The sequence below is a fragment of the Tessaracoccus sp. MC1756 genome (genome assembly GCF_014164735.1).
In the GTDB taxonomy this organism is placed as follows: domain Bacteria; phylum Actinomycetota; class Actinomycetes; order Propionibacteriales; family Propionibacteriaceae; genus Arachnia.
The window spans coordinates 117,695-141,062 of record NZ_JACJFZ010000004.1 but is presented as its reverse complement, the minus strand read 5'-3'; the positions used below and the strand labels follow the sequence as shown (position 1 = coordinate 141,062).

The following is a 23,368-nucleotide window of genomic DNA, read 5'->3' as shown; positions in this document are numbered from 1 at the left end:
ACAAATGACCGGGCCGACCGCTCAGGTCCAGAAGATCTCGTCCGGGGTCGCCGTCGTCATACGCGTGGTGACGGGCACCTCGTCGCCGACCTTCGTGAGCGGGTACTCGCCGGGCACGAAGACCATCGACGAGTGCATGTGCGGGGGTTCGGCGAAACTCCGCTTCTTCCCGCCGATCTCATACGGCGACAGCGTGCGACCGACGGCGTCCAGCAGGCCCTGAGCGAGCGTCACGCCGCGCTGCTTCAAGGAGCGCTGGGGCACGGGAGCCGCCATGGCCACGCCGTGGGCGGTGCCGCCGGAGACGATGACGATCCACCCGTCCTTCGGCGCGGGCACTCCGTGGTAGCCCAGCACCTGCCCCTTTTTGATGCGGTGCACGTCGAGCACGGTGGCGGTGGTCCGGTAGGCCTGCTTGTCGCCGAGCCAGAGCCGGGTGCCGACGCGCAGATAGGTGGGCACGCTCAAGCTCGCCGCGAAGGTGCGGTAGTCGTCGACGCTGAGGTGCGACAGCCACACGGGACCGGTGCGGGTGGCCAGACCCGTCTGCGCGAGGCGGTTCGCCTCCGCGGGCGAGCCGTCGGCCGGCAGGTGGACGGCCCAGCCCTCGAACCAGAGGTCGCCGAACGCGTCTGCGGTCAGCTGGCGCGGATCCAGCCCGTGGCGGTGCATCGCGGTCTCGATCTCGACGATGACCCTGGCCCTGGGGTGCGACTGGGTCATCGCGCGCAGGTCCTCGACGCGCGAGACGGTGGTGATGATCTTGGGGTCGTTCAGCAGGGCGGTGGCCGCCGCGTCGAAGGGGCGCCAGGGGTTGAGCACGACGATGTCGTCGTCCCAGCCGCCCGCCCGCACGTCCGCGACCTCCTGGGCGATGCCGACGGCGAGCGTCTGCGTGCCCAACCGCTTGGCCTCCGCCGCCAGCGTGCCGAGGCCGAACCCGTAGCCGTTGCCCTTCGCCACGGGGACGAGCCCGCCCACCTGCCTCTGGAAGCCGTCGAGGTGGGCGCGCCAGCGGTGCGCGTCGATGTTCAGCGTCAGCGTCATGTCATCGCCTCTTGAGGTACTGGTTGAACGCCCAGTGGATGGGCTTGTTGATGGCGTAGTCCCATTCGCCCAGGTACGCCACGGCCTCGCCGCCGGTACCCACCTTGAACTGGATCAGGCCGATCTCGGGATGGTCCGCGCCCACGCCCTCGACGATGCCGCGCATGTCGTAGACGGCGCAGCCCGCGGCGTTCGCGTCGCGGATCATCTGCCACTGGACGGCGTTGGAGCCGCGCACCTCGCGCTTGGCGGTGGTGGAGGCGCCGTAGGAGTACCAGGCATGCTCGCCGACGGTGACCATGGTGGTGGCGGCGACGAGGTCGCCGTCGTGCTCCGCGAGGTAGACCTTCATCCGCTCCGGGGCCTCCGCGTTGAGGGCGTCCCACATCACCTCGAAGTAGGAGAGGCCGCGGCCGGTGAAGCCGTCGCGCTGCGCCGTCTCGAGGTAGATGCGGTGGAATGCCGCCAGGTCTTCCCGGGTGCCGGTGCGGACGGTGACGCCCTCCTTGTCGGCCTTCTTGATGTTGCGGCGCCACTGCTGGTTCATGCCCTTCAGCAGTTCGTCGTCGCTCTTCTGTGTGCCGTCCCCATGGCGCAGCGGCAGGTGGAAGTTGAACCTGGGCTGCCCGGCGGCGAAGCCCTCGCCCGTCTCGTCGGTGACCCAGCCGGCGTGCAGCAGGGCGTTGCGCACCCGCGTGCCCACCAGGTTGGTCTCGTCCGGCTCCTGCTGGGAGAGAAGCGTGACGTCGTCGTCCGCGACGGCGTCCTTGATGGTCTTCGCCAGCCAGCGGCGGTGCGTGAGCCACGGCCCGATCCGCACCGCGAAGGCCTTGCGCTGCTTCGCGTGCCTGACAAGGGCGGACACGTGCTCGTCGACGTCTGGTCTCGCCCAGTCGAGGACGGGCCCCTCGGGGAGGTAGGCGAGGTAGCGCTTCACCTTCGGCAGCTGTCGGTAGAGGATGAGGCCGACCCCCGTCAGCTCCCCGTCGGCGAAGAACCCGACGGACTCGGAGCGCCACTCAGGCTTCACCTTGCCCCACGCCGGGGTCTGGAGGAACGACGCGGAGCCGCGCGCCTCGATGAAGGCGAGGTGCTCCTCGGCAGGGATGGGACGACACTCGATGCTCACGAACCACAGGCTACCCAAGTCGGCCCGCCGACCGTGCCGCCGTAGGATCTCTCCATGCCCGACGTCCGTACCTTTGTCCTACGAGCCGTCGACACCTATCTGCATTCCTGGGTGCTGCGCCTTCTGGCGCTGGGGTGGCTGGGCTACCTCACCTACAGCTGGCTCTACGGCTTCCCGGGTGAGGACTTCATCCCGTACCGCATCGACTTCGACGTCTACCGCATCGGCGGCCAGGTGTTCCGCGACGGCGGCGACCTCTACGGACGCATGCCCGAAACGATCGTCGGCGTGAGCCTCCCGTTCACCTATCCGCCGATCGCGGCGGCGATCTTCTCCGCCTTCACGTTCGTGTCCTGGCGGGTGGGCTCGGTGACGCTGTCCGCGCTGACGGTGGCCGCGATGCTCGGCGTGTTGTACCTGGTGGTGCGTGAACTGGGCAGCAACCGGCGCGACGCGCTGTGGCTCACCGCCGCGCTGGGCTGCCTCGCGCTGCACCTGGACCCGCTGGCCGAGACGGTCGAATTCGGCCAGATCAACGCCGTCCTGATGGCGCTGGTGATGGTCGACCTGCTGGCCGGGAGGGGCAAGTGGTGGCAGGGCTCGCTGGTGGGGCTCGCCTTCGCGGTGAAGCTGACGCCGGTGGTGTTCCTCGCGTGGTTCCTGATGCGGCGCGACTGGCGCTCCCTCATCGTCGGGGTGGGCTCGGCGCTGCTGTACACGGGGATCGGGTTCGCGCTGCGGCCGCGCGACTCCATCGCCTACTGGACGCGGGTGCTGCCGGATTCCGAGCGCATCGGCGAGCCGGCCTACCCGGCCAACCAGTCGCTCAACGGCATGGTGCACCGCGCGCTCAGCGGGGACGCCGCCACCTGGATCTGGTTCGTGGCCTGCGTCCTGATCGGCCTGGCCTGTCTGGCGCTCCTCCGCGTGCTCTTCGCGCAGGGCGACGACATGACCCCTGCCATCGTGCTGGGGCTCTACGCGTTGGTGGCCTCCCCGGTGTCGTGGAGCCACCACTTCGTCTGGGCCGCTCCCGCGGTGGTGGTCGTCGCGGCCTGGGCGTGGCGGCTCGGGCCGGTGTGGGCGGCCTGGCTGACCGCCCTGACCGGGGCCGCCGGGCTCTGGGTCTTCCGCCACTCACCCCACTGGGACTTCCCGCACCCGCCCGAGCAGAACCCCAACTGGACGCCCTACCAGCAGGTGGTGGGCGGCGCCTACTTCTGGTGGGTCCTCGGCGCGCTCGTCGTCCTGGGCGTCGCGGCGTTCGTCCACCGCCGCAGCCTACGCAGCAGGCCGTCGAGCTTGTAGGGTCGACACCATGGCAAACATGAATGAGAAGCCGGAGATCGACTTCCCCGGTGGCGAGCCCCCGGCAGATCTGGACATCACCGACATCGTGGAGGGCGACGGCGCGGTGGCCGCTGCCGGCGACGTCGCGCACGTGCACTACGTGGGTGTCGCCTTCAGCTCCGGCGAGGAGTTCGATTCCTCCTGGAACCGCGGCGAGCCGCTCTCGTTCCGGCTCGGCATCGGCCAGGTCATCCAGGGCTGGGACAAGGGCATCCAGGGCATGAAGGTCGGCGGCCGTCGTCAGCTGGTCATCCCGTCGCACCTCGCCTACGGCGAGCGTGGCGCAGGTGGCGTCATCGCCCCGGGCGAGACGCTGATCTTCGTGTGCGACCTCATCGGCCTCAACTGATCACCCACGGCTGGGCGAAGTGACTCCCGGGGGCAAGCGGGTGGTCGGCGTACGCGACGTCGCCACCCTCGCGGGCGTGTCGCGTCAGACGGTGTCGAGGGTCCTCAACAACAACCCCGACGTCGCGGAGGCCACCAAGGCCCGCGTCGTCCGGGCGATGGAGGAGCTCGGCTACCGGATGAACAACGCCGCCCGCGCACTGGGCACGCGCCGCTCCCGCACGCTCGGGATCCTCGCCTCCGACGCGCTGCTGTACGGCCCGTCCCGCTCGGTCGCCGCCATCGAGGCGTCGGCGCGGGTGGCCGGCTACTGGATCAGCGCCGCGTTCGCGCAGGCTGACGACGACACCGCCGTGGCCGCCGCCATCGAGCACCTCGTGGCCCAGGGGGTGGAGGGCATCGTCGTCGTGGCCCCCCACGAACAGACGCTGCGCACCATCGACGCGCTGGCGGCGGGCGTCCGTGTCCTCACCCTGCACTCGGCCGGTCACGGCGCGCCCTGGCTCTCCGTGGACCAGGCCGAGGGCGCCCGCCTGGCGGTGGACGCGCTGGCCGATGCCGGGCACGTGCGCATCGCCCACCTCGCCGGGCCGGCGAGTTGGCTGGAGGCCGAGGCTCGGGCCGCCGGCTTCACCGCCGAGACGCAGGCCCGGGGCCTCGACGGCGTCGTCCTCCACCTGGGCGACTGGACGGCGCGCTCCGGCTACGAGGCGGCCGCGGCGGTGCTCGAATCGGGTGCCACCGGCGTCTTCACCGCCAACGACCAGATGGCGCTCGGTCTCATCGGCGGGCTGCACGAGGCGGGGGTCGCCGTGCCGGACGACATCAGCGTCGTCGGTTTCGACGACATCCCCGACGCGGCGTACTACTGGCCGCAGCTCACCACCGTGCGCCAGGACTTCGAGGAACTCGGCCGCCGGGCCGTTGAAGCCTTCATTGCGGGTCCGGATGCCGCGGCGCCCGCACGGGAACCCGTCGCGCCGGTGTTGATCCCGCGCGCGTCGGTCGCCCGCCCGATCGCTGACCGATTGGGTCCTTGACCTACGGCGCTGTTGGGGATACGCTTGTGTGACCGGTCACAGTCGACTCTGGGAGGTCACCCGTGAGCACACCCTTCTCCGCCGAGGTCCAAGCCGCCATCAGCAGCGTCCGGGCTGATGTCGCCCGGCTGCACGGCGAACTCGTGCGCTACAACCTGATCGTCTGGACGGGCGGCAACGTCTCCGGCCGGGTGCCCGGGGCGGACCTGTTCGTCATCAAGCCGTCCGGCGTCAGCTACGACGACCTGACCCCGCAGAACATGATCCTGTGTGACCTGGACGGCAATGTCATCCCCGGCTCCGAGGGCAGCGAGCGCTCGCCGTCGAGCGACACCGCCGCGCACGCCTACGTCTACCGCAACATGCCCGATGTCGGCGGCGTGGTGCACACCCACTCCACCTTCGCCGTCGCCTGGGCGGCGCGCGGCGAGGAAATTCCCTGCGTCATCACGGCCATGGCGGACGAGTTCGGCGGCCCCATCCCCGTAGGCCCGTTCGCGATCATCGGCGACGACTCCATCGGGCGCGGCATCGTCGAGACCCTCCGGGGCCACCGCAGCCGCGCCGTGCTCATGCAGAACCACGGCCCCTTCACCATCGGCGTGGACGCGAAGGACGCCGTCAAGGCTGCCATCATGGTGGAGGACGTCGCCCGCACCGTGCACTACGCGCGCGAGGCGGGACCGCTCATCCCCATCCCGCAGGAAGCGATCGACAGCCTCTTCGACCGCTACCAGAATGTCTACGGCCAGAGCACCGACGCTCGCCGCTGACAACCCACCCCACCACCGCGCACCGCCGCAGCCCCCAGCCCCCGAAAGGTCCACTCGAATGCCCAAGCTCACCACTTCCCTCGACGGCTACGAGGTCTGGTTCCTCACCGGAAGCCAGCACCTGTACGGGCCCGAAACGCTCGCCCAGGTGGCGGAGCAGTCCAAGGAGATCGCCCGGGTGCTCGACGACGCAGGCGACGTGCCGGTCTCGATCGTCTGGAAGCCCGTTCTCACGGACTCCGCCGCGATCAAGCGCGTCGCCCTCGAGGCGAACGCCGACGACCGGGTGATCGGTCTGGTCGCGTGGATGCACACGTTCAGCCCCGCGAAGATGTGGATCGCCGGCCTCGACGCGCTGCAGAAGCCGCTGGCGCACCTCCACACCCAGGCCAACGTCGAGCTGCCGTGGGCGGACATCGACTTCGACTTCATGAACCTCAACCAGGCCGCGCACGGCGACCGTGAGTTCGGCTACATCCAGACCCGGCTCGGGGTGCCGCGCAAGACGATCGTCGGACACGCCTCGGATCCGCAGGTCCAGCGCGAGCTGGGCACCTGGCAGCGCGCGGCCGCCGGCCTCGCCGCCTCCCGCAGCCTCAAGCTCGCCCGCTTCGGCGACAACATGCGCTTCGTCGCCGTCACCGAGGGCGACAAGACGGAGGCGGAACTGCGCTTCGGCGTCCAGGTGAACACCTGGGGCGTCAATGAGCTGGCCGACGCGGTCGCCGCGGCGTCCGAGGATGCCGTCGATGCGCTGGTCGCCGAGTACGAGGAGCTGTACGAGGTCGCTCCGGAACTGCGTAAGGGAGGGGACCGGCACCAGTCGCTCCGCGACGGCGCGGCGATCGAGCTGGGCCTGCGCTCCTTCCTGGAGGAGGGCGGCTTCGGCGCCTTCACCACCAGCTTCGAAGACCTCGGCTCCCTCAAGCAGCTGCCGGGGCTGGCGGTGCAGCGCCTCATGGCCGAGGGCTACGGCTTCGGCGCCGAGGGCGACTGGAAGACCGCCATCCTGGTGCGGATCGCCAATGTCATGGGCGCGGGCCTGCCCGGCGGGGCGAGCCTGATGGAGGACTACACCTACGACATGACCCCTGGTGACGAGCTCATCCTCGGGGCGCACATGCTGGAGGTGTCGCCGTCGCTGACCACCGCGAAGCCCACCCTGGAGATCCATCCGCTCGGCATCGGCGGCAAGGAGGACCCGGTGCGCCTGGTCTTCACGGCGGACCCGGGGCCCGCCGTGGTCGTCGCGTTGAGCGACATGCGCGACCGCTTCCGCCTGACCGCCAACGTCGTCGAGAACGTGGAGCCCCGCGCCCCGCTGCCCAAGCTGCCTGTGGGGCGCGCCGTGTGGAAGCCGCAGCCGGACTTCAGGACCAGCGCCGCCGCGTGGCTCACCGCCGGCGCCGCGCACCACACCGTGATGTCGACGGCCGTCGGCATCGAGGCGTTCCGCGACTTCGCCGACATGGCCCAGGTGGAGCTCCTGGTGATCGACGACTCCACGACGCTGCCGGAGTTCCAGCAGCTGGTCCGCTGGAACCAGGCCTACTACCGCCTGGCCCAGGGCCTCTGACCGGGGGGTTCGCCCCTCAGCGCAGCACGTCCGCTCCGCCCTCGCGTTCCCAGGCGAGCAGTTCGTCCCTCAGGGGCAGGCCCTCGTAGTCGCCGCGATGGCGGACGGCGGCCGCACCCAGGACGTTGCCGCGGCGCAGCCGGGCCTCTGGCCCGGCGCCCTCCAGCAGCGCCGAGACGTACCCCGCGGTGAAGGCGTCGCCGGCGCCCACGGGATCGACCACCGCCACGGTCGTCGTCGGTCCGTCGACGACCGAGCCGTCTGCGTGCAGGCGCGCGCCCTCGGGGCCGAGTTTCACGACCACCTGCGACGGACCCATCTCCACCAACCGCTGCGGAGTCGGGGCCAGGAGTTCCAGCTCCTCGGGGGAGCCGACCACCACGTCCACCCCGGGGATGATCCGCTGGAGGAACCGGGCGGCGGCCTCCCGTGACCACAACCTGGCCCGGTGGTTGACGTCGAGGACCACCGTCGCTCCCATGGCCTGGGCCGACTCCACGGCCCTGGCTGCCGCCTCCGCCGGGCCCGGTCCCAGGGCCGGAGTGATCCCCGACAGCACCACGACGCGGGGCGCGGCCGCCACCAGCGAATCGACCACCTCGACGCCCAGCGCAGACGCCGCGGAGCCTGCCCGGTGATAGGCGACCTCTGCGGCGAACGTGGTGGGCCTCAGGAACATGAAACCGGTGGGCCGCTCGGGATCCAGCGCGCAGTCGACGGCGATCCCCTCGGCCCGCAGCTCCCGCATCACGAGGTGGCCGAACGCGTCGTCGCCGAGACGGCTGCACCAGGTCACCGAGTGCCCCAGGCGCGCCAGCCCGATCGCGACGTTGGATTCGGCGCCGGCCACGTGGGTGCTCCAGGTCACCCCGGGGCTGAGCAGCGCCGTCGTGCGGAGGCTCACCATCGTCTCGCCGAACGTCCAGACGTCGGTCATGAGCGGCAGGCCCTCACGAACTCCCCGGCGCGCTCGGCCAGCGCGTCCAGCGAGCCGCCCCGGGCCGCGTCGCCGATGAGGGGCCCGCCGACGCCGAAGCCGATCGTCCCGACGGCGCGGTAAGGGGCGATGTCGTCCAGCCCGACGCCGCCGACGGCCACGAGCGGGATGTGGGGGAGGGGGTCGCGCAGCGCCTTCAGGTGCGCAGGGCCGCCCGAACTGGCGGGGAAGATCTTCACGGCCGTGGCGCCCCTGCGATGGGCCTCCATGACCTCGCTGGCCGTCCAGGCCCCGCCCAGGCTGGGGAGCCCGGCGGAGGCGGCGGCCTCGATGGCCGGACAGAGCCCCGGGGTGACGATGAACCGCGCCCCGGCCGCCCTGGCCCGCTCTGCGTCCTCGGTGCTGATGACGGTGCCGGCACCAACCCAGACCTCGGCCGGAGCGTCGGTGGCCAGCGCCTGGATCGTCTGCTCCGCGTCCGGCGTGGTGAGCGTGACCTCGAGCATGCGCACTCCCGCCTCGATGAGACGGCGGGCGATCGGCTCCGCGGCGCCGGCCTCCCGACAGCGGATGATGGCGCACAGGCCGCTCTGCTTCAGTTCTGCGAGGAATCGCTCCGGATCCATGCGGCTCACCACTCCGCGAACGAACCGTCGGGATGGTTCCAGATCGGGCCGCGCCAGGCGTGCGGCTCCTGATCGGCGCGACGGATGGCCGCCTCGTCCAACGCGATCCCCAGCCCAGGCGCGTTCCACAGGGCGATGTGGCCGTCGGTGCTCGTGAGCGGGCTCGGGTCCAGCAGCATGTCGAGCAGGTCCGCGCCCACGTTGTAGTGGATGTCGAGGCTCTGCTCCTGGATGATGTGGTTGCTGGTCGCGAAGCCCACCTGAAGGCAGGCGGCCAGCGCGATGGGGCCGAGCGGGCAGTGGGGCGCCAGCAGGGCGCCGTGCGCCTCGGCGAGCGAGGCGATCTTGCGGGTCTCGGTGATGCCGCCGGCGTGCGAGAGGTCGGGTTGGACCACCGCGACGCCGGCCCTCAGCACGGGGAGGAACTCCTGTCGGCTGTAAAGCCGCTCGCCGGTGGCGATGGGAACCGTGGTGTGCGCGACCAGATCTGGGAACAGGTGCGAGTTCTCAGGCACCACAGGCTCCTCGATGAACATCGGGCCAACGTCCTCGAGCAGGTGGATCAGGCGGCGAGCCGCGGGGAACGACACCCTGCCGTGGAAGTCGATGGCCAGGTCCCCGTCGTCCCCCATCACCTCGCGCACCACTTCCGCCCGCTCCACCGCGGCCAGCATCTCCGCGCGGGTGGCGAGCTTGCCCAACGCCGGGGTGGCGTTCATCTTCACCGCGGTGAGGCCGTTGGCCCTGGCGCGCTCCGCGGAGTCACGCACGGCGTCGGGCTGGTCGCCACCGATCCAGCCGTACACCCGGACCCGCTCGCGCACCGCCCCGCCGAGGAGCTGGTGCACTGGCGCGCCGAGCCGCTTGCCGAGGATGTCCCACAACGCCTGGTCGATGCCTGAGACCGCGCTGGCCAGGATGGGTCCGCCGCGGTAGAACGAGCCGTTCGTGAGCCGCTGCCACAGGTCCTCGATGCGGCCCGGGTCCCAGCCGACGGCGATCTCGGCCAGCTGCTCGACCGCGGTGCGGACCGTCTCCGAGCGCCCCTCGCAGGTGGCCTCGCCCCAGCCCACGACCCCGTCGCGGGTCTCGATCCGAACGAAGAGCCAGCGCGGCGCCACGAGGAACGTTTCGATCCGCTCGATCACGTCAGCCATCATCAGCCCTTCGTCGCGCCGGCGGTGAGGCCGCTGACGATGTACTTCTGGACGAAGAGGGAACCCACCATGATGGGCACGGTGACGACGGTGGTGGCCGCCATCAGCCCGCCCCAGTCGATGCTCGCGTAGCCGATGAAGTCGAAGATGGCCACGGGCAGCGTCTTGGTGTCGGTATCTGACAGCACCAGGGCGAACATGAAGTTGTTCCAGCTGAAGATGAACGACAGGATCGCCGCCGTCGCGATACCAGGCGTTGAGAGCGGCAGAGTCAGGTGCCAAAAGGCGCCGATGGGGGTCAGGCCGTCGACCTCGCCGGACTCCTCGATCTCCGTGGGGAGGCCGTCGAAGAAGCCCATCATGATGTAGACGATCAACGGCAGCGAGACGAACATGTGCGACAGGATCAGCACCGAGTAGCCGCCCACCAGCCCCATGATGCTGAACACGTAGTACCAGGGCACCAGCAGCGAAACGCCCGGGATGATGCGGGCCATCAGCACCACGATGGAGGACTTGTTCATGGTGAACCGGCTCATCGCGTAGGCGGCCGGGATGCCGATGATCAGCGACAGGAGCGTCGACACGGCCGCCACCACGAAGCTGTTCCAGATGAACTCGCCGTAGTTGGCCTGCGCGAAGACGCGCTCGTAGTTCTCCAGCGTGGGGGCGAAGTTGAAGATGTTGGCCGTGTCGAAGATCTGCACGGTCGTCTTGAACGACGCCATGACCATCCACGCGAGGGGGGCCAGCAGGAAGAAGATGATGAGGATCAGGGCGACGACCCTGAAGATCTTGTAGCCACGAGAGGTCATGAGGTCACCTTCTTGTTACCGCGGGAGAGGAAGAACATCAGGATCACGATCAGCAGGAAGAAGAAGATCAGCACCGCCGACGCGAGGCCGTACTCGTTGTAGTCGAAGCTCAGGCCGTAGGCGTAGACGTTGAGGGTCTCCACCTCGTTGAACGAACCGCCGCCCCGGCCCTTCGTCGCGTAGAGGATGTCGAAGGTCTTCAGCGCGTCGATGCCGCGCAGCAGGATGGCGACGATCACCGTCGAGCGCATCAGCGGCAGGGTGATGTGCCAGAACCGCTGCCAGGCGCTGGCGCCGTCGATCTGCGCCGCCTCGTCAGGCTCGTCGGAGAGCGACGACAACCCGGCCAGCAGGATCAGCGCCACCATGGGCGTCCACTGCCAGATATCGATGAACATCGTGGTCCACAGGGCTGTCGACTCGCCCGCGAGCCAGGGTTGCGGCGGGATGCCCACCCAGCCCAACATGGTGTTGACCACGCCGATGTTCGGGTCGAAGATGAGGCGCCACATCATGCCGACGGCGACGGGGGTCGCCACCAGCGGGAGCAGGATCGCCACCCGCACCCAGCGCTCGCCCCGGAAGGGGCGGCGCAGCAACAGCGCGATGATCATGCCGAGGACGACCTCGACGATCAGCACCACCGCGGTGAACAGCACGGTGCGCCACACGGCGGGCCAGAACCTGTCGGTGTCGGTGAGCATCTCGGTGAAGTTGCGCGCGCCGATGAAGTCGCGGCTGGCCTGCACGGAGCCGCTGGCGTTGGTGAGACTCAGGTACGCCGTCCAGCCCAGCGGGAAGATGATCATGGCAGCCACGAACACCATCGCAGGGGCGGCGAACAGCCACTTGCGGTGCTTGTTGGCCCATCTGTAGGCCGGTGAGGTCGGCTTCATCGCGGCGCGGTAGCCGGTGTCGGCAGCAGCGTGTGTCATGGATGCCTCGATTCAGGACGAGCCGTGTGGAGGGCCGCCGGGGCGGCCCTCCACACTCAGGACAGGGTCGGGGGTCAGGCGTTCTCGTCGTCCAGGAACTTCTGGAAGTCCTCCTGGGCCTTGGCGATCGACGCCTCCAGGTCCTTGCCGGTGATCCCGTCGACGATGGGCTGGCCCACCATCTCGCGGGCCTTGGCGACCTGGATGACCAGCGGGCGGTCGTGGCCGACGCCCTCCTTGGCGTTCTCACTGATCGAGGCGGCGAGGTCCTCCGGGAAGCCAGCGACGCCCTCGGGGTCGTCCCAGGCGGAGTTACGGGCGCTCATGAGACCGTTCTTCTGGTTCTCGAGCGTCTTGGCCTTCGAGGTGGCCCATTCGATGAACTTCCACGCGTTGTCCTTGTTCTTGGACTTCTCGTTGATGGCCAGACCCCACGACGGGATGTTGAACGGCTTGCGGCCGGCCGGCCCTGCCGGGAACGGCGCGAAGCCCACCTTGTCGGACACCGCGGACTTCGAGGCGTCCGTGGCGTTGGTGTAGAGCACGTCGGCCTCGGTGTAGAAGGCGGCGTTGCCCTGCGTGAAGATCGCCATGGCCTCCGGCCAGCTCATGTCGGTCGAGACGTTGGCGGGCCCGGTCTCGCGGATGAGCTTCGAGTACATGTCGTAGGCCGCCTTGGCCTCGGCCGTGTCGACGGTGGCCTGAGTGCCCTCCTCGTTGTGGAAGTCGCCGCCGTAGCTGTAGAGGTAGCTGGAGAACTGGGTGACGGCGGCGCTGCGGCCGGTGCGGGCGACGAAGCCGGCCCTGTCGCCGCTCTTGGCCTTCTGTGCGAGCTCGAACAACTCGTCGAGCGTGTCCGGCGGGGCGGCCGCGCCGAGTTCCTCGAGAATGTCCTTGCGGTAGTACAGGCACTCACGCTCGGTGGTGAGCGGGACGCCCACCACCTTGCCCTCGAAGGTGCTGGCGGCGACGGGGCCCGGCTGGTAGTCGGCCCAGTCGTAGTCCTCGCTGCCCTCCACCTTCTCCGTGAGGTCCATCAACCAGCCGTTCTGGGCGAACAGCTTGCCTTCCTGCAGCGGGCGGTACATGAGGACGTCGAGGTCCTCGGTGCCCGAGTTGAGTTTGACGTTGTACTGGTCTGAGAGCTGGTCCTCGCCGAGCTGCGTCAGCTTGACCGTGAGGCCGGTCTCTTCCTCGAACTCCGGGAACAACTCCTTGATGGCATCGCTCCACGGGTGGTTGGACAGGGTGACCTGCAGTTCGGTGGACGCTTCGCCGGATTCGGTGTCGTCCCCGCCGCAGGCGCTCAGCGCCGCAACGGCGGCAGCACCGATCGGGACGCTGATAAGGACAGTGCGACGCTTCATATGATCTCGTCTCCTTCGACGTGTCCCCTAGACCTGGGGGTGGGCTGCGTTGCCCCTCCTGCTTTACATTGGCCAATAAGTCAGACATATGCAAGGGCTTCCGGGAAAAATGAGCCAGAATGTTATCTATGGACGTCCCCGCCATCTCCGTGAGTGCCCGCAGGCGTCTCGCGCCTCCCTACCGGCCGGAGCCGGGCGCGGTGTCGAACCTGCGCTTCTCCGTCGTGGAGGACCTGGGGACGCAGATCTGCGCCGGGGAACTGCCGGCCGGTACCACGCTCCACATGACCGAACTGGCGGTGGAGCGCGGCGTCTCGCGCTCCGTGATGCGCGAGGCGGTCGGGGTGTTGGCGTCGCTCGGCCTTGTCGCGTCCCGCCGCCGCGTCGGCACCGTCGTCCAGCCCATGACGGAATGGGAACTGGTCAACGGCGACGTCATCCGGTGGCGGCTGATGTCGCCGGACCGCGCCCGGCAGATCATCGAACTGAGTGAGCTGCGCTCGGCCATCGAGCCGGCGGCAGCCTCGTTGGCGGCGCAGCGGGTCACCGACGCGGATCGGGCCGAGCTCGGCGAGTGCCTGAAGCTGCTGCTCACCGCCAGCCGCGACAACGACATCCCGGAGTTCCACCGGCAGGACAAGCGGTTCCACACCATGGTGCTGGAGATGGGCCACAACTCGATGTTCGGCGCGCTCCACAGGCTGGTGGAGGGGATGCTCGAGGCCCGCTACCTGCAGGGGCTGCTGCCCCAACGGGTGGACCCGCAGGCGCTGGAATGGCACCACAGGCTCGGAGACGCGATCATCGCGGGCGACGAGGACGCCGCCCGCGAATCGGCACGGCTGATCGTGACCCTGTCCGCGGCCGAGATGCTGGAGATGGCGCAGGGCAGCGTCACCGGTTGAGCCTCCGGGGTCAGGCGAACGGGTCGGCGAAACCGACGGCGCGGCGGCATTCGAGATAGTGCCCCCGTTGACGCCAGCAGCCCGTCTCCAGACGCTTTGTCCTCCGCCGGCCCCGGCGGTGTCGCCGGCGTGCAGGTAGGCGGAGAGCCCGACGGGCGACGCGTTGATTCGCTGCGCCGCCGGTCAGCACTTTCGCGCCCTGCTCCAACGCCTCGTCAACCACGCGCGGGGCGGCGCCGCCCACCCTTGACGTGGGGCGTGCCGGAGGTGAGGCTGGGGGCACACGAACCGGCACCCGGAGCACACGAGGAGTAGCCATGCCCCAGTTCCTGTTATCAGTCATCCACGACGGCAAGCCGTTCGCGGAGGACGCCGACCAGAGCGAGATCTTCGCGGCGGTCGACGCCCTCAACCGGGAGATGATGGACGCCGGCGCCTGGGTGTTCGCCGGCGGGCTCACCCCGCCGTCGGACGCCCGGTACGTCACGTCTGAGGGTGTCGTCGTCGAGGGCCCGGTGCTGCAGTACCCGGACCAGGTCAACGGGTTCTGGGTCATCGACGTCGAGGACGACGCGGCCGCGCTCGACTGGGCGAAACGGGCGGTGGCCACCGGCTGCAACCCCACCGTCGAGGTGCGGCCCTTCCAGGGCTGAGCTGGGCGCCCAAGCCGGCCGGCCGACGAACACGCGAGGCCCGGATCTCCCTGGGGGAGGGAGATCCGGGCCTTGTGCCGAGCGGTTCCGACTCGGAATAGGGGTCAGGCGTCGATCGCGACAGCCTCGGTTGTCCGATCGATCTCCATCTCCGACATGTTCTCGTTGATGCGCATGCCGTAGAAGGAGCGGTGGACGAAGAACAGCGACGCGAAGAAGAACGCCGCGGCCAGCACCCAGGTCAGCACCTGGCCGCCCTGAGCGTTCAGGGAGACCGCGAGTTCGACCGCGAGGAGACCGAACAGGGTGGTGAACTTGATCACGGGGTTCAGCGCCACCGACGAGGTGTCCTTGTAGGGATCGCCGACGGTGTCGCCGATGATGGTGGCGTCGTGCAGGGCCGTGCCCTTGGCGTCGAGGTCCACTTCGACGATCTTCTTCGCGTTGTCCCAGGCGCCGCCCGCATTGGCCATGAAGATGGCCTGGTACAGGCCGAACAGGGCCATCGCGATCAGGTAGCCGATGAAGAAGAACGGCTCCACGAACGCGAACGCGAGGGTGGAGAAGAAGACGCCGAGGAAGATGTTGAACATGCCCTTCTGGGCGTACTGGGTGCAGATCTGGACGACCTTGGCCGAGTCCTCCTCGCTCGCGCGGGTCACCCCGTCGAGCTTGATGTTGGCGCCGATGAACTCGACGGCCCGGTAGGCGCCGGTTGTCACGGCCTGGATGGACGCGCCGGTGAACCAGTAGATGACGGCACCACCGACGAGCAGGCCGAGCAGGAACGGGGCGTGCAGCAGCGACAGGTTCGCGACGGCCTCCGCGTTCTCCAGGCCGTCGGTGAGGCCCATCATGATCGAGAAGATCATGGTGGTGGCGCCGACGACCGCGGTGCCGATCAGCACGGGCTTCGCCGTCGCCTTGAACGTGTTGCCCGCGCCGTCGTTGGCCTCGAGGAAGTACTTGGCGCGCTCGAAGTCGGGCTCATGGCCGAACTCGGTGGCCAACTCGTCGGCCGCGCTGGGGTCATGTTCCACCGTCGACAGCTCGAAGACGGACTGCGCGTTGTCGGTCACCGGGCCGTAGGAGTCCACCGCGATGGTGACAGGGCCCATGCCCAGGAAGCCGAAGGCGACCAGGCCGAAGGCGAAGACGGCCGGGGCCAGCATCATGTCGCTCAGGCCGAGGGTGGAGATGCCGTAGGCGACGGCCATCAGGGCCGCGATCGCCATCCCCAGCCAGTAGGCGGAGAAGTTGCCCGAAACGAGGCCGGAGAGGATGCCCAGCGAGGGGCCGCCCTTGTTGGAGGAGATGACCACTTCCTGCGTGTGGCGGGCGCTGGTGGAGGTGAACACCTTGACCAGTTCGGGGATGAGGGCGCCGGCCAGCGTGCCGCAGCTGACGATCAACGACAGCTTCCACCAGAGGCCACCCTCGAGGTTGCCGATGAGCAGGATCGAGGTGAGGAATGTGGTGGCGATGCAGACGGCCGAGGTGATCCAGACCAGCGACGTCAGGGGCGCCTCGAAGTCCATGTCGTCGGCGTTGGCGTAGCGGGCCTTCGCCCAGGCACGGTTGGCGAAGTAGGAGATGCCGGAGGCGACCACCATGGCGGCGCGGATGACGAACAGCCACACGAGCAGGGTCACCTGCATGCTGACTTCCGGCACGCCGATGAGGATGAAGGTGATCAACGCCACGCCTGTTACGCCGTAGGTCTCGAAGCCGTCTGCCGAGGGGCCGACGGAGTCGCCGGCGTTGTCACCGGTGCAGTCGGCGATGACGCCGGGGTTGCGGGCGTCGTCTTCCTTGATCTTGAAGACGATCTTCATGAGGTCGGCGCCGATGTCGGCGATCTTGGTGAAGATGCCGCCGGCGATGCGGAGGGCGGACGCGCCGAGGGACTCGCCGATGGCGAAGCCGATGAAGCAGGCGCCGGCGATCTCACCGGGCAGGAACACCATGATGATGAGCATCATCGCGAGTTCGACCGAGATCAGCACCATGCCGATGCTCATGCCGGAGCGCAGCGGGATGTCGTGGCAGGGGTAGGGCTTGCCGCCGAGCGCTGCGTGCGCGGTGCGCGAGTTCGCCAGCGTGTTGACGCGGATGCCGTACCAGGCGACGCCGTAGGAGCCGGCCATGCCGATCAGCGAGAACGCGATCACGATGGCGGTCTTCCCGACGCCGAAGCCGACGAGGAACAGGTAGTAGAAGATGATGATCGCGGCGATGAACGCCCACAGCACCAGCAGGAACTTGCCCTGCTGCTTCAGGTAGGCCTTGCAGGTGGTGTAGATGAGTTCCGAGATCTCGCGCATCGCCGAATGGGCGGGCATGCGCTTGAGTTGCGTGTAGGTCATGAGGCCGAAACCGAGGCCCAGCGCGCACACGATGAGGCCGAGCCCGAGGAGCGCGGAACCGGGGATGCCGAGGAAATCGACGCTGCCGAGATCCGGCAGCTGAAGATTGGCCTCACCTCCGACGTGGGTCTCGCCGGGCGGGGCGCCGTCGCCCGAACAGCCGGTGATTCCGAGTGCCGTGAGTCCTGCGATTGCCAGCGCAGCCCAGCGGGCGCGCCTCATCCCTCTGCTGGAGAGCATGGTTGCCATAATGACCGTCTTCTTCCTTGAAACCGGGCCGCGACGCAATGTGCCGTCCCCTCATACTACTTCCGGTAGTGGCCGAAGTCAGCGGGGGTTGGGTTTGATCGCTCAACGTGGCTGTCGCCTGGGCGCCGCACGCGTTGAAGGTGGCCGCCGCGGCCGGCGTCCGGCGACCCTAGGCTGTCCGCATGACCGAAGACGTGCTGGACCTGGACGCGCCGCCAGCACCAGACCCCACCGGGCGACTGGGTGGGTGGTCCAGGGGCCGCACTGCCGTCGTGGCGGGGGCCATGGCGATGGCGCTGGCGCTGGGGCTAGGGGTGGTCCTCCTCCTCAGGTCGCCGCCGCCCCCCGCGCCGCAGGTCCTCGGCCTCCAGGACGGGCCCGTCGAGGCGTGGCGATGGGGCGACGACGGGAGGGCGTACGGGGGTTTCGTGCCCGTCAGCGGCGACCGCCTCCTGGTCTCTGTCGGAGGCGGGGACCCGGCGCCGCCTCAGGTGGCACTGCTCGCGGCAGGGTCCGGCGAAGAGCTGTGGCGGACCTCGGTGCAGGGCGTGTGGGGCTTCGACGAGTCGCATCTCACCGATCTGCCGGGGACCCCGTGGGTCGGCGTGCCTCTCAGAGGGGCGACGGCGTTACTTGACCGCGAGACAGGCCGGGAGATGCACCGGCTGGAGATGCCGGTGTTCGACTCCACGGAGTACACGGACTCGGCGGGGAACGTGTTTGAGTCGCCTGGCGGGTACAGCTGGGTTTCTTCAAGCAACAACGGCACGTTGTTCCTGGCGGTGCGCCAGAACGACGAGGACCCCTACGGTCCTGGCGCGGCCAGATTGCTGGCGTACGACCCCGGCGATCTGGTGCACCCGCTGTGGGATGTCGACGTCGACGCCGGGGGTGGATGGTCCGGAGGCTTTGCGAGGCAGGTCCTGGAGTCTGACGGATTCGCGTACCTCGCGCCGGACTCGGCCGCCTCTGAGTTCGCCGGCTACCGCTACGTGTTCCGGATGTCCGACGGCGCGCAGCCCGACTGGCAGCCTACGCGGCCGTCGATGCACGTGGTGGACGGCGTGACGGTCATCAACGAGTTCGGCGCGGTCCGTGCCATCGAGCCCGCATCGGGGGAGGAGGTGTGGCGCTCCGAGGTGGGCAACTGGGGGACCGTGGTCAACGACGGGCTCCTCTACCTCCTGCCCCTGAGCGGCAAGGGGGAGCTGCAACGGCTCGATCCGCGCACCGGAAAAGTGCGGTGGGTGACACCGCTGGCAAACCAGCTGTGGGGGGATCCGCAGGGTGCTGCGCCCGGAGCGCTGTGGGGCGACGACCTCATCGTCCTCGAGGGAGCCTACGGTTCCGCAGCCATGGCGGTGCTGCGCTTCGACGCCACCACCGGACGCGAGGTGATGCGCACCCCCATCGAGGCGCGCGCCGGTGAAGCGGCCTTGTACGTGGGGGAGGGGCAGCTCGTCGTGCTGATCACGCCGTCAGATCCGCAGACAGGCGAGACCACCCAGCCGAAAGCGTTGGGCATCGACCCCGACACCGGCGAGGTCAGGTGGGAGCGGACGTTGCACGGGTATGCCACCGTGTACGGAGGGCGGTTGGTGGTGGGCGACGACGACAGCGTCGCGGTCTATCGGTGAGCCAACACCGTGTTCCACGCGGCCGTCGCGACGGCGGGGTGGGCCCTCCGGCCCACCCCGCCGCCGCAATTGCGTCAGGCCTGGTCGTCGAGTTTCCGGAGCGCGGTCTCCCAGCGCTCGGTCAACGACTCAGGGGCGTAGCCATCTTCGATGAGTTCGTGGGTCAGGTGAAGCTCGGTGCCGCCGTCGACGGGTTTCATCTGCAGGTCGACGAGGCTGCGGGGAGCGCCTTCGGCTTCATGCCAGGAGAACCGGATCTGTTCCATGGGGTGGAAGCTCCGGGTGACGCCGTGTGGGCCGTCGGTGGACGCCCAGTCGACCCCCTTCGATCCCAGTTGACCACCCTTGCCCAGCAACGGCTCCTGGCCGTTGGGTTGCATGAGCGCCGCCCACACCTTCTCGAGCGGTTTGGCGACCTTGTGGGTCACCTTCACGCTCTTGGTTTCCGCCGTCTCCTCCACAACTGCATCCATCTGTGTGCACCTCCTGGGTACTGCGGGCAACTTCCGTGGTGCCCTGGTATCCAAGCCTAGCTCTGCGATCGCAGGAGGGAAGAGGGCAGTGCCAATTCGTCATGGCTGACTCGGCCGGGGGTCATCCGTTGCCCGGTGGCCACGGCAAGACCGGGCGGCGGCTACACCTTCAGCCAGAGCAACGACTGGTTGTTCAACAACATCGTGATGTTCGGTGCTGGCTGAGGGGCGGCCCCGTAAGGTGACTGTCATGTCAGCAGAGCCGCTGGAGATCCACATCATCGCCGACTCCACAGGCGAGACCGCAGCCCGCATCGCGCGGGCCGCCATCACCCAGTTCCCGACGCGGCAATTCAGCCTGGTCCGGCACCGCAAGGTGGGCACCACCGCGTCGTTGCTCACCGCGCTGGAGACCATCAAGGAGAGCACGGAGCGGGCGCCCGTCGCGGTGTTCTTCACGCTCGTCAGCGAGGAACAGGCCGAGTTGGTCAAATCGTTCTGCAACGACATTGAGGTGCCGTTCGCCGATCTGATGACGCAGGCGATGGGTGCGCTGGAACGCATCAGCGGCATCGAGGCCGACCAGGTCCCCATGCGCCCCCTCGGCGTCGAGGCGGAGTACTTCGTGCGGATGGCCGCCATCGACTTCGCCGTCCGCCACGACGACGGGTCGCTCCCGGAGGCGCTCAAGGAGTGCGACATCTGCCTGGTGGGCCCGTCCCGCTCAGGCAAGACCCCGCTGTCGATCTACCTCGGCTACCTGGGCTACAAGGCGGTCAACGTGCCCCTGGTGCCGGGCATCGAACCGCCGAAGGAGCTGTGGGATCTGGACCGCTGGCGCATCATCGGGCTCACGATGGACGCGGAGCGGCTCAATCAGATCCGTGGCCAGCGGGTGCGCGGCATGGGTGGCTTCGGCACCAAGGACGGGTACGCCGACCTGGTCAAGATCTACGACGAGCTCGATGAGATCGGCCGCACCCAGCGCAAGCTCGGCTGCCCCATCATCGACACCACCGGCGTCGCCATCGAAGAGGCCGCCTCGCGCATCATCGACGTGGTCGATGACCGGGCCCGCAAGGTGGGCCAACGCCTCCGTCGTCCCCCCGGGATCGTGCGGCCGGGCGGCGCCTGGGCGCCTCCTCCCAAGTGATCCACGCTCCGCGGGCGTGGGGTGCCCGCTCCGCAGCCTGACGAAGGTGGGGTCGGCTGGGATTCTCCCACCCCGCCCCCTTCGCCGGGCTTGTCAGGACTAGTCTTGGGGCAGCGGGGAGCCAAAGGCGGTTCCCCAGGGTTTGTCAAAGGAGATATCCCCACATGAGCGAGGATCGCTACATCTACGACCTGTCCGAGGGTGACGCCACGATGCGCAGCCTCCTCGGCGGTAAGGGCGCCAACGTCGCCGAGATGGCGAAGGTCGGCCTTCCCGTCCCGGACCTGTTCACCGTCACCACCACGGCCTGCGTTCAGACGATGAACAACGGTGGAAAGTGGCCAGAAGGCCTGGCCGACGGCATCGCCGCGGCGCTGAAGCGCCTCGAGCAGCGCACCGGCCGTGTGCTGGGTGCCGCCGAGAAGCCCCTCCTCCTCTCCGTGCGTTCCGGCGCCGTCCACTCCATGCCCGGCATGATGGACACCGTCCTCAACCTCGGCATCTCCGACGAATCCGTCAAGGCGCTCGCGGAGGAATCCGGCAACGAGCGCTTCGCGTGGGATTCCTACCGACGCTTCATCCAGATGTACGGCGAAGTCGTCGAGGGCGTCCCGGGCCACCTCTTCGAGGACGCGCTCAGCGCGCTGAAGCACGAGCGCGGCGTCGAGCAGGACACGGATCTCACCGCCGACGACCTCAAGGAGCTGGTGGCCACCTACAAGGAGATCTCCAACGAGTACCTCGGCGGGGAATGGTCCTCGGACCCCCACGAGCAGCTCAACCGCGCCGTCAACGCCGTCTTCCGCTCCTGGGGCAACCCCCGCGCCGAGGTGTACCGCCGCGCCCACAACATCTCCGCTTCGCTCGGCACCGCCGTCAACATCCAGCAGATGGTGTTCGGCAACCGCGGCGACACCTCCGCCACCGGCGTCTGCTTCACCCGCAACCCGTCCACCGGCGAGAACGCGCTCTACGGTGAGTTCCTCGTCAACGCCCAGGGCGAGGACGTCGTCGCCGGCATCCGCACCCCGCGCCAGCTCCATGAGATGGAGGAGGTGCTCCCCGAGGCGTACGCGCAGCTCGTCAAGACGATGAAGGACATGGAACTGCACTACCGCGACATGCAGGACATGGAGTTCACCATCGAGGACGGCAAGCTCTACATGCTGCAGACGCGCAACGGCAAGCGCACCGCGGCCGCCGCGCTGAAGATCGCCTCGGACCTGGTCGACGAGGGTGTCATCTCGCAGGAGGACGCGCTGATGCGCATCGAACCGGGCCAGCTCGACCAGCTGCTCCACCCGGCTATCCCGCCGGACCACGGCAATGACGCGATCGCCACCGGCCTGCCCGCTTCGCCGGGTGCTGCCGTCGGTGGCGTGGTGTTCGACGCGGACACCGCGGCGGATCTCGGCGGCAAGGGCGAGGCAGTCGTCCTGGTGCGCTACGAGACCACCCCCGACGACATCCACGGCGTCATCGTCGCCCAGGGCATCCTCACCGCCCACGGCGGCATGACCTCGCACGCCGCCGTCGTGGCGCGTGGAATGGGCAAGCCCTGCGTGGCCGGCGCGCACGGCATCAAGATCGACACGGTGGCCAAGACCCTGACCATCGGCGACCGCGTCATCCATGAGGGCGACGTCATCACGCTCGACGGTTCCCAGGGCAAGGTCTACGGCGAGAAGCTCGATCTCATCCCGCCGCAGATCAACGAGGACTTCCTCAAGGTCGTGCAGTGGGCCGACGACGTGCGCCGCCTGGGCGTACGCGCCAATGCCGACAACTTCGAGGACGCCACCAAGGCCCGCGAGCTGGGCGCCGAGGGGATCGGGCTGTGCCGCACCGAACACATGTTCATGGCCCAGGACCGCCTGCCCGCTGTCCGCAAGATGATCCTCGCCGAGAGCCCCGAGCAGCGCGCAGCCGCGCTCGAGGAGATCCTGCCCATGCAGCAGCAGGACTTCGAGGGCATCTTCACCGCCATGAAGGGCCTCCCCGTCACCGTTCGGCTGCTGGACCCGCCGCTGCACGAGTTCCTGCCCAACCTGGTGGAGCAGTCGCTGCTGGTGCAGCGGCTGGAACTGACCAACGGCGACGGCCAGCAGCTCACCGAGGCGCGGGAGACGCTGACCCAGGTCAAGCGCCTGCACGAGCTCAACCCGATGCTCGGCACCCGCGGCGTCCGTCTGGCCATGCTGTACCCGGAGATCCCGGACATGCAGGCCCGTGCCATCATCCGCGCCGCCCTGGCGGTCAAGGAGCGCGAGGGCGAGACAGTCGGCGTGGAGATCATGATCCCGTTGGTGGCGCTCACGCAGGAGCTCGAGGCGCAGCGGGCCATCGTCGTGGCGGCGGTTGACGACGAACTGGCGAAGGCGGGTCAGCAACTCGACTACACCATCGGCACCATGATCGAGCTGCCGCGCGCGGCGCTCGTGGCCGACAAGATCGCCGAGTTCGCCGACTTCTTCTCCTTCGGCACCAACGACCTCACCCAGACCACCATCGGCATCTCGCGCGACGACGCGGAGAACGGCTTCCTCACCAACTACGTGATGGACCACGTGCTGGAGCGCAACCCGTTCGAGACCATCGACGTGGACGGCGTGGGCGCCCTGGTGGAGATGGGTGTGGCCAAGGGTCGGCAGACCAAGCCCAAGCTCAAGACGGGCGTCTGCGGCGAGCACGGGGGCGATCCGGATTCCGTGACGTTCTTCCACGGCGCCGGGCTCGACTACGTGAGCTGTTCGCCGTTCCGCGTACCGATCGCCCGGTTCGCGGCCGCCAAGGCGGTGCTGCAGGAGCGCGCCGGCTGACGTGAACGGAAAC

Annotated in this window: 20 protein-coding genes; 10 read left to right on the top strand and 10 right to left on the bottom strand. The window is 68.8% G+C overall.

Features of this window, described 5'->3' with window-relative positions:
- Positions 1-21: 21 nt before the first annotated feature.
- On the bottom strand, positions 22-1,047 hold the full coding sequence (locus tag H5393_RS11120) for an alanine racemase (protein WP_182766712.1): 1,026 nt from the start codon (positions 1,045-1,047) through the stop codon (positions 22-24).
- Position 1,048: 1 nt separating this feature from the next.
- On the bottom strand, positions 1,049-2,176 hold the full coding sequence (locus H5393_RS11115; protein WP_182766711.1) for a peptidoglycan bridge formation glycyltransferase FemA/FemB family protein: 1,128 nt from the start codon (positions 2,174-2,176) through the stop codon (positions 1,049-1,051).
- Between the two features lie 54 nt (positions 2,177-2,230).
- Here H5393_RS11115 and H5393_RS11110 point away from each other — a divergent pair, with 54 nt between their 5' ends.
- The 5 genes from H5393_RS11110 (at position 2,231) to araA (ending at position 7,263) form a co-directional block, all read left to right on the top strand.
- Positions 2,231-3,484, top strand: coding sequence for a glycosyltransferase 87 family protein (locus tag H5393_RS11110; RefSeq protein ID WP_182766710.1), 1,254 nt, complete (start codon positions 2,231-2,233; stop codon positions 3,482-3,484).
- A gap of 19 nt (positions 3,485-3,503) precedes the next feature.
- The gene (locus H5393_RS11105) at positions 3,504-3,875 is read left to right on the top strand and encodes an FKBP-type peptidyl-prolyl cis-trans isomerase (RefSeq protein ID WP_182763380.1); all 372 of its coding nucleotides are present in this window, start codon (positions 3,504-3,506) and stop codon (positions 3,873-3,875) included.
- 19 nt (positions 3,876-3,894) lie between these two features.
- The gene (locus tag H5393_RS11100; RefSeq protein WP_182766709.1) at positions 3,895-4,914 is read left to right on the top strand and encodes a LacI family DNA-binding transcriptional regulator; all 1,020 of its coding nucleotides are present in this window, start codon (positions 3,895-3,897) and stop codon (positions 4,912-4,914) included.
- A gap of 62 nt (positions 4,915-4,976) precedes the next feature.
- Entirely contained in the window at positions 4,977-5,687 is a 711-nt protein-coding gene (locus H5393_RS11095; protein ID WP_182766708.1) for an L-ribulose-5-phosphate 4-epimerase, read from the top strand.
- Between the two features lie 58 nt (positions 5,688-5,745).
- Positions 5,746-7,263 (top strand): L-arabinose isomerase, encoded by a 1,518-nt coding sequence (araA, locus tag H5393_RS11090; RefSeq protein WP_182766707.1) that lies wholly within the window; start codon positions 5,746-5,748, stop codon positions 7,261-7,263.
- Positions 7,264-7,279: 16 nt separating this feature from the next.
- On the opposite strand, the gene H5393_RS11085 is transcribed toward araA, so the two are convergent.
- The 6 genes from H5393_RS11085 to H5393_RS11060 form a co-directional block, all read right to left on the bottom strand.
- Positions 7,280-8,200: a sugar kinase gene (locus H5393_RS11085; RefSeq protein WP_182766706.1), complete on the bottom strand. Its 921-nt coding sequence runs from the start codon at positions 8,198-8,200 to the stop codon at positions 7,280-7,282.
- Positions 8,197-8,826, bottom strand: coding sequence for a bifunctional 4-hydroxy-2-oxoglutarate aldolase/2-dehydro-3-deoxy-phosphogluconate aldolase (locus H5393_RS11080; protein ID WP_182766705.1), 630 nt, complete (start codon positions 8,824-8,826; stop codon positions 8,197-8,199). The genes H5393_RS11085 and H5393_RS11080 overlap by 4 nt, the downstream gene beginning before the upstream one ends.
- Before the next feature lie 5 nt (positions 8,827-8,831).
- Positions 8,832-9,983 (bottom strand): galactonate dehydratase, encoded by a 1,152-nt coding sequence (gene dgoD, locus H5393_RS11075; protein WP_182766704.1) that lies wholly within the window; start codon positions 9,981-9,983, stop codon positions 8,832-8,834.
- A 2-nt stretch (positions 9,984-9,985) separates the two neighbouring features.
- Complete coding sequence (locus H5393_RS11070; RefSeq protein ID WP_182766703.1) at positions 9,986-10,798, bottom strand: carbohydrate ABC transporter permease; 813 nt, start codon at positions 10,796-10,798, stop codon at positions 9,986-9,988.
- Positions 10,795-11,733, bottom strand: a complete 939-nt coding sequence (locus tag H5393_RS11065) for a carbohydrate ABC transporter permease (protein WP_220488379.1) — start codon at positions 11,731-11,733, stop codon at positions 10,795-10,797. Before H5393_RS11065 ends, H5393_RS11070 begins: the two co-directional genes overlap by 4 nt.
- A 74-nt stretch (positions 11,734-11,807) precedes the next feature.
- Positions 11,808-13,100 (bottom strand): sugar ABC transporter substrate-binding protein, encoded by a 1,293-nt coding sequence (locus tag H5393_RS11060; protein ID WP_182766702.1) that lies wholly within the window; start codon positions 13,098-13,100, stop codon positions 11,808-11,810.
- 128 nt (positions 13,101-13,228) lie between these two features.
- Here H5393_RS11060 and H5393_RS11055 point away from each other — a divergent pair, with 128 nt between their 5' ends.
- Both H5393_RS11055 and H5393_RS11050 read left to right on the top strand, forming a co-directional pair.
- Positions 13,229-14,005: a FadR/GntR family transcriptional regulator gene (locus tag H5393_RS11055; RefSeq protein WP_182766701.1), complete on the top strand. Its 777-nt coding sequence runs from the start codon at positions 13,229-13,231 to the stop codon at positions 14,003-14,005.
- Between the two features lie 317 nt (positions 14,006-14,322).
- Positions 14,323-14,658 (top strand): YciI family protein, encoded by a 336-nt coding sequence (locus tag H5393_RS11050; protein WP_076061457.1) that lies wholly within the window; start codon positions 14,323-14,325, stop codon positions 14,656-14,658.
- Positions 14,659-14,762: 104 nt separating this feature from the next.
- Here the strand turns inward: H5393_RS11050 and H5393_RS11045 are convergent, their stop codons facing one another.
- Positions 14,763-17,246, bottom strand: a complete 2,484-nt coding sequence (locus H5393_RS11045; protein WP_182763381.1) for a sodium-translocating pyrophosphatase — start codon at positions 17,244-17,246, stop codon at positions 14,763-14,765.
- 209 nt (positions 17,247-17,455) lie between these two features.
- Between H5393_RS11045 and H5393_RS11040 the strand changes: the two genes are divergently transcribed.
- Positions 17,456-18,910, top strand: a complete 1,455-nt coding sequence (locus H5393_RS11040; RefSeq protein WP_182766700.1) for a PQQ-binding-like beta-propeller repeat protein — start codon at positions 17,456-17,458, stop codon at positions 18,908-18,910.
- A 74-nt stretch (positions 18,911-18,984) separates the two neighbouring features.
- Here the strand turns inward: H5393_RS11040 and H5393_RS11035 are convergent, their stop codons facing one another.
- Positions 18,985-19,383 carry an SRPBCC domain-containing protein gene (locus tag H5393_RS11035; RefSeq protein ID WP_076061451.1) on the bottom strand — a complete coding sequence of 133 codons (399 nt, stop codon included), beginning with the start codon at positions 19,381-19,383 and terminating at the stop codon, positions 18,985-18,987.
- A gap of 250 nt (positions 19,384-19,633) precedes the next feature.
- Here H5393_RS11035 and H5393_RS11030 point away from each other — a divergent pair, with 250 nt between their 5' ends.
- Both H5393_RS11030 and ppdK read left to right on the top strand, forming a co-directional pair.
- The gene (locus H5393_RS11030) at positions 19,634-20,536 is read left to right on the top strand and encodes a pyruvate, water dikinase regulatory protein (protein WP_076061449.1); all 903 of its coding nucleotides are present in this window, start codon (positions 19,634-19,636) and stop codon (positions 20,534-20,536) included.
- A gap of 164 nt (positions 20,537-20,700) precedes the next feature.
- Positions 20,701-23,355, top strand: a complete 2,655-nt coding sequence (gene ppdK, locus H5393_RS11025) for a pyruvate, phosphate dikinase (protein WP_076061447.1) — start codon at positions 20,701-20,703, stop codon at positions 23,353-23,355.
- Positions 23,356-23,368 lie beyond the last annotated feature (13 nt).

Coding starts and splice junctions, on each gene's coding strand:
- H5393_RS11040 (WP_182766700.1), top strand. CDS start 17,456: ATGACCGAAGACGTGCTGGACCTGGACGCGCCGCCAGCACCAGACCCC.
- H5393_RS11105 (WP_182763380.1), top strand. CDS start 3,504: ATGAATGAGAAGCCGGAGATCGACTTCCCCGGTGGCGAGCCCCCGGCA.
- H5393_RS11065 (WP_220488379.1), bottom strand. CDS start 11,733: ATGACACACGCTGCTGCCGACACCGGCTACCGCGCCGCGATGAAGCCG.
- H5393_RS11055 (WP_182766701.1), top strand. CDS start 13,229: ATGGACGTCCCCGCCATCTCCGTGAGTGCCCGCAGGCGTCTCGCGCCT.
- araA (WP_182766707.1), top strand. CDS start 5,746: ATGCCCAAGCTCACCACTTCCCTCGACGGCTACGAGGTCTGGTTCCTC.
- ppdK (WP_076061447.1), top strand. CDS start 20,701: ATGAGCGAGGATCGCTACATCTACGACCTGTCCGAGGGTGACGCCACG.
- H5393_RS11050 (WP_076061457.1), top strand. CDS start 14,323: ATGCCCCAGTTCCTGTTATCAGTCATCCACGACGGCAAGCCGTTCGCG.
- H5393_RS11060 (WP_182766702.1), bottom strand. CDS start 13,100: ATGAAGCGTCGCACTGTCCTTATCAGCGTCCCGATCGGTGCTGCCGCC.
- dgoD (WP_182766704.1), bottom strand. CDS start 9,983: ATGGCTGACGTGATCGAGCGGATCGAAACGTTCCTCGTGGCGCCGCGC.
- H5393_RS11070 (WP_182766703.1), bottom strand. CDS start 10,798: ATGACCTCTCGTGGCTACAAGATCTTCAGGGTCGTCGCCCTGATCCTC.
- H5393_RS11030 (WP_076061449.1), top strand. CDS start 19,634: ATGTCAGCAGAGCCGCTGGAGATCCACATCATCGCCGACTCCACAGGC.
- H5393_RS11085 (WP_182766706.1), bottom strand. CDS start 8,200: ATGACCGACGTCTGGACGTTCGGCGAGACGATGGTGAGCCTCCGCACG.
- H5393_RS11035 (WP_076061451.1), bottom strand. CDS start 19,383: ATGGATGCAGTTGTGGAGGAGACGGCGGAAACCAAGAGCGTGAAGGTG.
- H5393_RS11080 (WP_182766705.1), bottom strand. CDS start 8,826: ATGGATCCGGAGCGATTCCTCGCAGAACTGAAGCAGAGCGGCCTGTGC.
- H5393_RS11045 (WP_182763381.1), bottom strand. CDS start 17,246: ATGAGGCGCGCCCGCTGGGCTGCGCTGGCAATCGCAGGACTCACGGCA.
- H5393_RS11110 (WP_182766710.1), top strand. CDS start 2,231: ATGCCCGACGTCCGTACCTTTGTCCTACGAGCCGTCGACACCTATCTG.
- H5393_RS11120 (WP_182766712.1), bottom strand. CDS start 1,047: ATGACGCTGACGCTGAACATCGACGCGCACCGCTGGCGCGCCCACCTC.